The sequence below is a fragment of the Roseovarius sp. BRH_c41 genome (assembly GCF_000961715.1).
Classification (GTDB): domain Bacteria; phylum Pseudomonadota; class Alphaproteobacteria; order Rhodobacterales; family Rhodobacteraceae; genus Roseovarius.
The window spans coordinates 1-8,373 of record NZ_LADY01000042.1; the positions used below are offsets into that span (position 1 = coordinate 1).

Annotated in this window: 13 protein-coding genes; 2 read left to right on the forward strand and 11 right to left on the reverse strand. The window is 61.0% G+C overall.

The window, feature by feature from the left end; translation table 11 throughout:
- Positions 1-60 precede the first annotated feature (60 nt).
- Genes mmsB through VR71_RS12985 form a run of 3 tightly spaced genes read right to left on the reverse strand, consistent with a single transcriptional unit; the run spans position 61 to position 3,118 of the window.
- Entirely contained in the window at positions 61-933 is an 873-nt protein-coding gene (mmsB, locus tag VR71_RS12975) for a 3-hydroxyisobutyrate dehydrogenase (RefSeq protein WP_045684552.1), read from the reverse strand.
- The gene (locus VR71_RS12980) at positions 930-1,979 is read right to left on the reverse strand and encodes an enoyl-CoA hydratase/isomerase family protein (RefSeq protein WP_045684554.1); all 1,050 of its coding nucleotides are present in this window, start codon (positions 1,977-1,979) and stop codon (positions 930-932) included. The genes mmsB and VR71_RS12980 overlap by 4 nt, the downstream gene beginning before the upstream one ends.
- Complete coding sequence (locus tag VR71_RS12985) at positions 1,976-3,118, reverse strand: acyl-CoA dehydrogenase family protein (protein WP_045684556.1); 1,143 nt, start codon at positions 3,116-3,118, stop codon at positions 1,976-1,978. Before VR71_RS12985 ends, VR71_RS12980 begins: the two co-directional genes overlap by 4 nt.
- A 284-nt stretch (positions 3,119-3,402) precedes the next feature.
- On the opposite strand from VR71_RS12985, the gene VR71_RS12990 reads away from it, so the two are divergent.
- On the forward strand, positions 3,403-3,609 hold the full coding sequence (locus VR71_RS12990) for a hypothetical protein (RefSeq protein WP_045684558.1): 207 nt from the start codon (positions 3,403-3,405) through the stop codon (positions 3,607-3,609).
- Between the two features lie 48 nt (positions 3,610-3,657).
- Positions 3,658-4,257, forward strand: a complete 600-nt coding sequence (locus VR71_RS12995) for a Fic family protein (protein ID WP_045684560.1) — start codon at positions 3,658-3,660, stop codon at positions 4,255-4,257.
- Between the two features lie 68 nt (positions 4,258-4,325).
- Here VR71_RS12995 and VR71_RS25035 read toward each other — a convergent pair whose 3' ends face one another.
- From VR71_RS25035 to VR71_RS13025, 8 genes are all read right to left on the reverse strand, one after another.
- A complete protein-coding gene (locus tag VR71_RS25035; protein WP_296430393.1) occupies positions 4,326-4,874 on the reverse strand; it encodes a hypothetical protein in 549 nt (182 codons plus the stop codon).
- Between the two features lie 186 nt (positions 4,875-5,060).
- Positions 5,061-5,276 carry a hypothetical protein gene (locus tag VR71_RS13005; protein WP_045684564.1) on the reverse strand — a complete coding sequence of 72 codons (216 nt, stop codon included), beginning with the start codon at positions 5,274-5,276 and terminating at the stop codon, positions 5,061-5,063.
- 58 nt (positions 5,277-5,334) lie between these two features.
- Positions 5,335-5,760: a BLUF domain-containing protein gene (locus tag VR71_RS25040; RefSeq protein ID WP_296430396.1), complete on the reverse strand. Its 426-nt coding sequence runs from the start codon at positions 5,758-5,760 to the stop codon at positions 5,335-5,337.
- A gap of 218 nt (positions 5,761-5,978) precedes the next feature.
- The gene (locus tag VR71_RS13010; RefSeq protein WP_045684566.1) at positions 5,979-7,088 is read right to left on the reverse strand and encodes an ABC transporter ATP-binding protein; all 1,110 of its coding nucleotides are present in this window, start codon (positions 7,086-7,088) and stop codon (positions 5,979-5,981) included.
- Entirely contained in the window at positions 7,085-7,267 is a 183-nt protein-coding gene (locus VR71_RS13015; protein WP_045684583.1) for a hypothetical protein, read from the reverse strand. Before VR71_RS13015 ends, VR71_RS13010 begins: the two co-directional genes overlap by 4 nt.
- Positions 7,236-7,454: a Com family DNA-binding transcriptional regulator gene (locus VR71_RS25570; protein WP_367118656.1), complete on the reverse strand. Its 219-nt coding sequence runs from the start codon at positions 7,452-7,454 to the stop codon at positions 7,236-7,238. Before VR71_RS25570 ends, VR71_RS13015 begins: the two co-directional genes overlap by 32 nt.
- 172 nt (positions 7,455-7,626) lie before the next feature.
- On the reverse strand, positions 7,627-7,920 hold the full coding sequence (locus VR71_RS13020) for a hypothetical protein (RefSeq protein WP_045684569.1): 294 nt from the start codon (positions 7,918-7,920) through the stop codon (positions 7,627-7,629).
- On the reverse strand, positions 7,920-8,373 hold a 454-nt coding region (locus VR71_RS13025), incomplete at its 5' end, for a hypothetical protein (protein WP_296430399.1). The genes VR71_RS13020 and VR71_RS13025, both read right to left, overlap by 1 nt.

Genomic DNA, 8,373 nt, shown 5'->3' on the forward strand with positions numbered 1-8,373 from the left:
GCAGGGCGCGCGCCTCGGGGTCGAGCGGCGGCAGGCCGGGGGCGCGCGCCACCCATGCCATCAACCGCGCCCGCGTTTCTCGAACCGGGGCAGCATGGCCGAGAAATCGCGGCCCTTGCCATCTTCGGCTTCCACGAATTGCGCGTAAAGATCGCAGGCGGCGCGGCCCATGGGGGTGTCGGCGTCCGCCGCCTCTGCCGCCTGTTGCGAGAGGCGAAGATCCTTGAGCATGAGATCGGCGGCAAAGCCCGGTTTGTAGTCGTTGTCGGCGGGCGATTTGGGGCCGACGCCGGGGGCCGGGCAATAGGCGTTCATCGACCATGAGTAGCCCGAGGAGGTCGAGACCACATCGAACATCGCCTGTCGGTCGAGGCCCAGTTTATCGGCCAAGGCAAAAGCCTCGCAGGTGGCGATCATGGTGACGCCGAGGATCATGTTGTTGCAGATCTTGGCCGCCTGCCCATTGCCGGAGGGGCCGCAATGCACCGCCTTTTGCCCCATGATATCAAAGAGGTCTCGGGCGATGTTAAAGCCAGCCTCATCACCACCCACCATGAAGGTGAGCGTGCCTGCGGTGGCGCCGCCAACGCCGCCCGACACCGGCGCATCGAGCGCGGAGAGGCCCGCCGTCTGCGCCTCGGCCGCGACCTCGCGGGCGCTGGCGACATCGACGGTGGAGCAGTCGAGCAGAACCGCGCCCTTGTCCATGACCGGGATCACCTCGGCTGCGACCTTGCGCAGGATGGACCCGTTGGGCAGCATGGTAATGACAACTGCCGCGCCCCGGGCGGAGTCAACGGCGCTGGCGGCCATCGTTACGCCGTCGATGCTGACCTCGGCCATGTCGTAGCCGGTGACATCATGCCCCGCCTTGGCCAGATTGGCCGCCATCGGTGCGCCCATATTGCCCAGCCCGATAAACCCGATTTTCATGTATTTGCCTCCTCCAGCGTCAGGGCGTTCTTGCCCAAGGGTTGCAACATCTGCGCGACGGCTACGTCCGGCAGGCTGTCAATCCCATGTTTCCAAATTGGTTTTCTGTCCTTGTCGATGATCGCGGCGCGAATACCCTCAAGGAAATCGCCCTGTTCCATGGCACGATAGGTGAAACGGTATTCAAGGCCAAGGGCACGCCCGATATCGGCGGTGGGCGCCCGCAGACGGTGAATCATCTCGACCGCGCAGGCCATCGAGAGGGGGGAATTGCGGCTGAGGGTTTTTAGCGTGTCGCGGGCAAAATCGCTGTCCTCGGCGCGCAGGGCGTTGGCGACGTCGCGCAGGGTCTCGCCGCTGAAATGGCGGTCGATTTGGGGGGTGAGGGCAGGCAGGAGGCCTGGTGGCGGTGTCTCGGCATGGGCGGCGATAACGGCCGGGTCTCCAGTCTCGATCAGGGCGGCGGTGAGGGTGGGCCATATGAGTTGTGGCACGTAAGTATCTGCAAATCCCGCATGAATTGCGTCATCCGGTCCCATGCGCGTACCTGTGGTGCCGAGATATTCACCCAAGCGCCCCGGCGCGCGGGCAAGGAGCAGCGAGCCGCCCACATCCGGCACAAGGCCGATGCCACATTCCGGCATGGCGATTTGCGTGCTCTCGCAGGTGACGCGGTGCGACCCGTGACAGGAAATGCCCACGCCGCCGCCCATGACAAAGCCCTGCATCAGGGCGATATAGGGTTTGGGATAGCCCGCGATCTTGGCGTTGAGGCGGTATTCATCGGCCCAGAAGCGGCGGCCAAAGGCGAAATCGCCCGCGCGGCCGGTGTCGTAGAGTTGCTGGATGTCGCCGCCTGCGCAAAAGGCCTTGTCCCCTGTTGCGTCGATCAGGATGAGGGCCACTTCGTCATCCGTGCGCCAGTCGTCCAGCGCCGTCTCGATCGCCGTGGCCATGTCGTAGCTGAGCGCATTCAGCGCCTTGGGGCGGGTGAGGGTGATGCGGCCCGCGCGCCCCTCTTTGCGGATCGAGATGTCTGTGGTCATTGGCCCGCCAGCATTTGCCGCGCCACGATGAGGCGCATGATCTCGTTGGTGCCCTCCAGGATTTCATGCACGCGCAGGTCGCGGACCAGTTTTTCAATGCCGTAATCGGCGAGATAGCCGTAGCCGCCATGCAGTTGCAGGCATTGGTTGACGACGCGGCTGCCGGTTTCGGTCACGAATTTCTTGGCCATGGCGCAGAATTTGGTGGCATCGGGGGCGTCATTGTCGAGCTTCCACGCCGCTTGGCGGAGGAAGGTGCGGGCGGCTTGGAGGTCGATTTCCATGTCGGCGAGACGGAATTGTAGGGCTTGAAACTGGTCAATCGGCTTTCCAAAGGCCTTGCGCTCGGCCATATAGCGCAGAGTTTGGGTCAGTCCCTGCTGAGCCGCACCAAGCGAGCAAGCGCTGATGTTGAGGCGCCCGCCATCAAGGCCGGACATCGCATAAGTGAAACCTTTCCCCTCTTCTCCCACCATATTTTCGGAAGAAATATTGCAATTGTCAAACTGCACCTGCCGGGTTGGTTGGCTGCGCCAGCCCATTTTATCCTCGAGCCCGCCATAGCTGAGGCCCGCTGTGCCAGCCTCGACATAGACGGTTGAGATGCCCTTGGGGCCGTCGCTGCCGGTGCGGACCATGACGACATAAGCGTCAGAATAGCCCCCGCCCGAGATGAAGGCCTTGGTGCCGTTGAGCGTGTAGCCCTCATTGGTGCGGTCGGCGCGGGTCTTGAGGGCTGCGGCGTCAGAGCCGGAACCGGGCTCGGTCAGGCAGTAGGACAGGACGGTTTCCATGGTCAGCGCGCGGGGCAGCACCCGCGACTTCATCTCATCTGAGCCGAATTTGTCGATCATCTTGGCGCACATGTTGTGGATCGACAGGAACGCCGCGACCGAGGGGCAGGCCATCGAGAGCGCCTCAAACACCAGCGTCGCATCGAGCCGTGAGAGGCCAGAGCCACCCGCATCCTCGCTCACATAGAGCCCGCCAAGGCCAAGCGCCGCGATTTCCGGCCACAGGTCCTTGGGGATGGTGCCGGCCCTCTCCCATTCGCGGGCATGGGGCGCGATGCGGTCCTGTCCAAAGGCATGGGCCATGTCGAAAATGGCAGTCTGTTCCTCGGTAAGGGCGAAATCCATCGGCGGCTCCTCTGCGCTGAAATGAACGGCTGTTTAATTAACAACTATTTCAGAACTATTGCAAAGGGGGGATGGGGAAAAGGGGTGTAGCGTGACTGTTGTAGCGTGACAACTTAGTTTGCAGTAAATTACACTCTAGTTTACAGCAACGCGATTTTGGGTAAGGGCCGGTTGTTTGCGTGCCGCGAACGTTCACAAAAGTTCGCTCAGAGGGAAGTATTGTTGTCATCTTCGCCGGACTGGCACTATATCTAGAAGAAAGCCCCAACAAACAGGAGACAAGCATGGCAAACAGAAAGCAGTTCCTATCCCGTTCCGAGGACGACGCTGAACTGCTCCAACTTCTGGCACGCACACAAGACGTCGAAGTGAGTGACGAGGTTCTCCATGAGCAGCGCGTGAGCTTTGCTTTTGGCAACGCAATGAATGACGATACGATTACAAAAGACAGCGTCAAAAGAGCGAGCGAGAGTATTCGGCTGCGCGCATAATCTTTACAGGGTGGCGGCACTTTTAGGGTGCCGCCAGAATACAGTAAAATGGCACTTCGAAAATCAGAATACCCTCATCTATTTGAGCGTGTACAAGAGCAGAACCTGCTCCGGCAGTACGATTTATTGACGAATTGCGTCGAGATCGGATTTGAGCAAGGCATTGATGCGTTCGACAAGTATACATTATGGGCGCTAAACTATGTGGCGGTGGCAAATATATGCCAGCTGGGCGGACGCTACCGGGAAGGGCCCATATATGTAGGAAACCACATTCCTCCCCATTTTCGTGACGTTGAAAAACATATGGATCAATTATTCTCGTTGATCCACGAAAACTGGGATGTGATTACGAGCCCCACAACGTTAGCAGCTTACGCTTTGTGGCGGCTAAACTGGATTCATCCATTCATCGAAGGAAACGGACGAACCGCGAGAGCAGCTTGCTATTACCTAATCTGTATGAGGCAGGGTCGTCTCTTGCCTGGACGTAAAATTGTACCGGAACGAATTCGGGAAAATCGAGAACCTTACTACGCTGCTCTAAAGAAAGCGGACGATGCTTGGGAGGCCGGACATTTTGATGTGTCCGAGCTGGATACATACCTTCAAGGTCTTTTGCGGGATCAGTTAGCGGACAACGATTAGCGCATACACGCGCCTTCCATTGCTCGACTCGACTGATCGAGGTCAGATTTGCCGTTCGCGCGGCGGGATCATATTTGACCGCGAAAGCGACGTAGCTCGAATTCGTTGGGGCGTTTCACAAAATCGTCCGCCGTAGCCCAGAGAGACTTGATCAAGAAAGGTGTTCTGGGGGCATTTTGACTTGGATCAGATGGGTAGCGAAGTGGGTAACCGCTAAGGCCGCCGTGAAGATTGCCGAGTGCAATGATGTACTCTTCGATAAGCGGCAGTATATCATCATCGTTAGGAACGTCCGGATAGTCACCGTTCGCACGATCCTCTGCTGCCACCAGGCGTGCATTAGCAAAAACGTGACCCCGCACCGGTTCGCATACGTCGGTGCCCCATAGGCTTACGATATCGTGTCCTTTTCGCCCTTTGGTTGGTGGCGGCTGGCCATTCAAGTTGGAACACGCTTTGAGCATCAACTCTAGCCCATGACCAGCAAGTGCCAAAGTCGGTCGAAATAGGATTCGACCTCTATCCCGCTGTGCAGCGTTCAAGACCAAAGCGCCCTCTAAGAATTGCTTTGCAATGCTCGCATATTGTCCGGCGTCCGAGGAAAAGAAATCTGCCATAAAGAACCTACCTTATTGCGAGACGGCTTTCGCGATGTGCGACTGAAGCCTAGCATTTGAATGCATCGTTCATCGGTACTAGAGTACCTTGTGTCGGTGTACCGCAAAAGTCCGCAGCGGTTTTAAACCGGCCAACGTTCGACAGTCCGTCTAACCGGGCATTTAACACCCCCCTAAACACCCCCCTCACTCCACATACCGAAACCCCTGCACGGCGCGGAAATGGCCGCCGTAGCCGGTCCCGGCGGGTTTGAGGCCTTTGCGCGCCCGGGCGGCGGCGAGGGTCTTCATGCTACGCTCCTTGGACTCGGCGTAGAGGATGGCCGAGACCTGTGCCCAGAGGGGATCGCGGCGGAGCGCTGCGGCGAGGCCGGGGTGCGAGGTGTGAAAGAGCATCGGCATCGGTTTCACTTGCGGCTTAGCGCGCGGCGTTTGAGATGGAAGCGATGCGGGGCTCAGGTCATCGAGAGTCGCGGAACATTAAAAGGGCAAGCTCTAGAGCCACATGTTTGACAGGCTCGTTCAAGCCATTGTCAGTCTTCAATTCCTCCAAGGAGTGGAACTTGCCTCTGGTAAACTGGCCAATTTCGTCAGGCCCGGCATACCCCATCAACCAGTCCGAAAATGTTCGTCTTTCAACGCCATCGCTCCAAGTGAGTGACAAGTTACTGTGACGATGATCGTGGACAATCCTCCTATAATAGCAGTCTTCGACTACAGCCTTCTCCCCCTCCAGGACCTGGAAAAAAAGTTGGTCATGATACATGAGAACGCCGGTGATCTGATCCCTCGCGTTATTGCGCTGAGAGACCTCAAGGATGTCAGACAAAGTTTCCTGACCGAGCGGTGATCGAGCGGAGCTTACATAGGCGAGTTGATAGAGCAAGAGTGGGTCCTGTGCATGATGGAAACGGCCGCTTATACCATTGGTTGTGCTATGACCATTCAGTGGCCGGCAGAATCTCGCTGGAGTTGCAGCGATTTTGAGCGATTGACCGCTTCAGGAAACGCCGGTGCGGTATCTTAAGGTAGGGAACGCGGGAGGCAGTTTCGAAAGCCCAGCGGCCTTTTTAAATGCCCCTTCAACACCCACCTAAACCCCTTTCACTCCACATAGCGAAACCCCTGCACGGCGCGAAAATGCCCGCCATAACCTGACCCGGCGGGCTTGAGCCCCTTGCGCGCCCGGGCGGCGGCGAGGGTCTTCATGCTGCGCTCCTTCGATTCGGCGTAGAGGATGGCCGAGACCTGCGCCCAGAGGGGATCGCGGCGCAGGGCGGCGGCAAGGCCGGGGTGCGAAGTGTGAAAGAGCATCGGCATGGGCCTCTCGTAGCGGTTCACGCCGCGCCGCCAGAGGGCGCAGACCTCGTTGAGAAACCGCAAGCCCAGCCCCGCGCCCTGCCACTCGGGCATGACGACGAGGCGACAGGCGCGGCCCTCGACCAGCCCCGGTCGGGTCGAGACGGCGAGATGCGCCACGGGTGCGCCGTCGACAAAGCCCACGTAGTAATTGGCCGCGATCATGCGGGGCAGCTTCAGGTAGTGATGCGGCTCAAAGGCGGGCCAGAAGGAGCCGTCCGTCTGGTGAATGTCCATGGCAATGCGCGGTGCCCGTCGAAGACGCCTCCAGCGGAACTCAGCCCGGCGGGTGTCGATCACCCAATCGGGCTGCAACCAGGACACCACGTCCTCGTGACAGGTGACGGCGACGAACTGGCCGGGGCCGCGTCGCCATGCCTTGGCAAAGGCGGCCGCCCCGATCTGGGCCACGCGCCGGTCGATGGTCGAGGTGAACTCGTCGAGAATGGCAAAGCTCGGCCGCTCGGCGAGAATGCGCGCGAGCTCGGCCCGGAACTGCTCGCCGGTCGAGAGGTGGCGGAAGGGGCGCAGCCAGCTCGGCACCGTGCCAAGGCCCACGGCCGAGAGCGCCGCCGCGACAGCATCAAATTCCCCCTCGGGATCAATCGCGTCGATCAGCGCGCCCTCGGGCCACGGGCGCGGATCAAGCTCAGCGCCAAAGGCTTCGCGGGCGAGCGAGGATTTCCCGCTGCCCGAGGGGCCGACGATGAGGCCGATCTGCCACGGGCGTGCCGCCAAATCAGCCTCGACCTCGAGGCGGAAATCCGCGTCGCCCTCGACGTTGAAGAGGCTGGAGACCCGGGCCGCGCGGTAGGTGTCCGGGATGGGGCTGGCGTGGTGAATGGCGAGCTTCATGTCACCACCACGCGGCATTTGAAGCCCTGACGGCGCAGGCGGCCGAAGGCGTCGACTTGGGCGGCCTCGTCCTCGAGGAGGACAATGACGCCATATTGCCGCCTGTAACGGACGCCTTTGGGCAGGCCCGGCGCACCGGGCGGCAGGTCAGGTTTCGGGAGTGTGGTCGATCTGGCCAAGTCTGGCTCCTTCTCTCTGCGCATCGCGCGTTGGGGGAAGGGCTCTTGGCCTCAGGATATTCATCGCCCGGCAGCGCGGGCATTTGATCGAGACGCCGGATATTTGCGCGCCTCTCTCATATTTAAATAGCAAACGGCCGCAGGCGCAGCAACGCAGTTCTAGACCTTCCAAATCGAATCGCCTCATAGTCCCGCCGCCCCCTTGGGGCAGGGAGCGGCCATGAGGTCTGACTGGTCGGCGGGGTTGAAGTTTGGTGACTGGCCCCGCGTCCCCGGGCGTGCCCTCCAGCGCGCTCGGGGCCTCCTGTAGGGCGGCCGCTCAGGGCCACCGGGAAATCCCCACTCATTGGGGAATGTCTTCAGATCGACCGGCCGACGGTCAGGCGCGCCGCATAGGTTTCCGTCTTGCCGCCTTTCGAGGCGCGCAGCTGGACCTCGTAGAGCCCCGCCGAGAATGTCTCCGCAGGCCAGAACACGCGCACCTTACCCGCCGCGCCGTCCAGGACACTCGCCCCCAAGGGGATGGTGGGGCCAGCGCCGACCGCCCATGCCTCCACAGCGGCCCCGCCGAGATCGGGCGCGGTGCTGTCCTTCCTGAGGAACGTGATTTCGGCGGAATAGGTGTTTTTCTCGAAGGTCTCCATCTTATCCATCAGTCTCTCCATGTGGCCACAAAACGTGGCTCATCCCAAAGGGCGGTAAAGCTCGGTTCATCCCAAAGGGCCGTAAATTGAGGCTCATCCCAGAGGGCCGTGGCCCGGAAGTCCACCACCCGGCTCGTGTCAGCGGGTGTGGCCTCTGACCCAGACGTGCCTCCGGAGACCGCAGACCGGGCCGCGATCCGCGCGGGTGCGGCTATCACGCCGGACACGCCGCCCGCGTTGGCTGCGCGCTGAGTGATTGCGGTGGGTGTGGCCTCTGCCCCGGACAGCCCGCCTGACGCGGCCTCTCTGACGCTGACATGCGCGGCCATGGCCCCGGTGCCAGAGGCGCCCCCGGAGGCTGCAGCGCGCGATCCTACAGACACCGGCGCGGCACTCGCGCCAGAGGTGCCACCGCAGGTCGCGGATCGCGCGACCTGTCCGGTTGTCTGAGGGGTGGCGATG

Bases quoted from the DNA above. Each gene is read 5' to 3' on its own strand.
- VR71_RS12995 (WP_045684560.1), top strand. From the start codon at position 3,658: ATGGCACTTCGAAAATCAGAATACCCTCATCTATTTGAGCGTGTACAA.
- VR71_RS13010 (WP_045684566.1), bottom strand. From the start codon at position 7,088: ATGAAGCTCGCCATTCACCACGCCAGCCCCATCCCGGACACCTACCGC.
- VR71_RS25035 (WP_296430393.1), bottom strand. From the start codon at position 4,874: ATGGCAGATTTCTTTTCCTCGGACGCCGGACAATATGCGAGCATTGCA.
- VR71_RS13005 (WP_045684564.1), bottom strand. From the start codon at position 5,276: ATGCCGATGCTCTTTCACACCTCGCACCCCGGCCTCGCCGCAGCGCTC.
- VR71_RS25570 (WP_367118656.1), bottom strand. From the start codon at position 7,454: ATGAGGCGATTCGATTTGGAAGGTCTAGAACTGCGTTGCTGCGCCTGC.
- VR71_RS12980 (WP_045684554.1), bottom strand. From the start codon at position 1,979: ATGACCACAGACATCTCGATCCGCAAAGAGGGGCGCGCGGGCCGCATC.
- mmsB (WP_045684552.1), bottom strand. From the start codon at position 933: ATGAAAATCGGGTTTATCGGGCTGGGCAATATGGGCGCACCGATGGCG.
- VR71_RS12990 (WP_045684558.1), top strand. From the start codon at position 3,403: ATGGCAAACAGAAAGCAGTTCCTATCCCGTTCCGAGGACGACGCTGAA.
- VR71_RS12985 (WP_045684556.1), bottom strand. From the start codon at position 3,118: ATGGATTTCGCCCTTACCGAGGAACAGACTGCCATTTTCGACATGGCC.
- VR71_RS13020 (WP_045684569.1), bottom strand. From the start codon at position 7,920: ATGGATAAGATGGAGACCTTCGAGAAAAACACCTATTCCGCCGAAATC.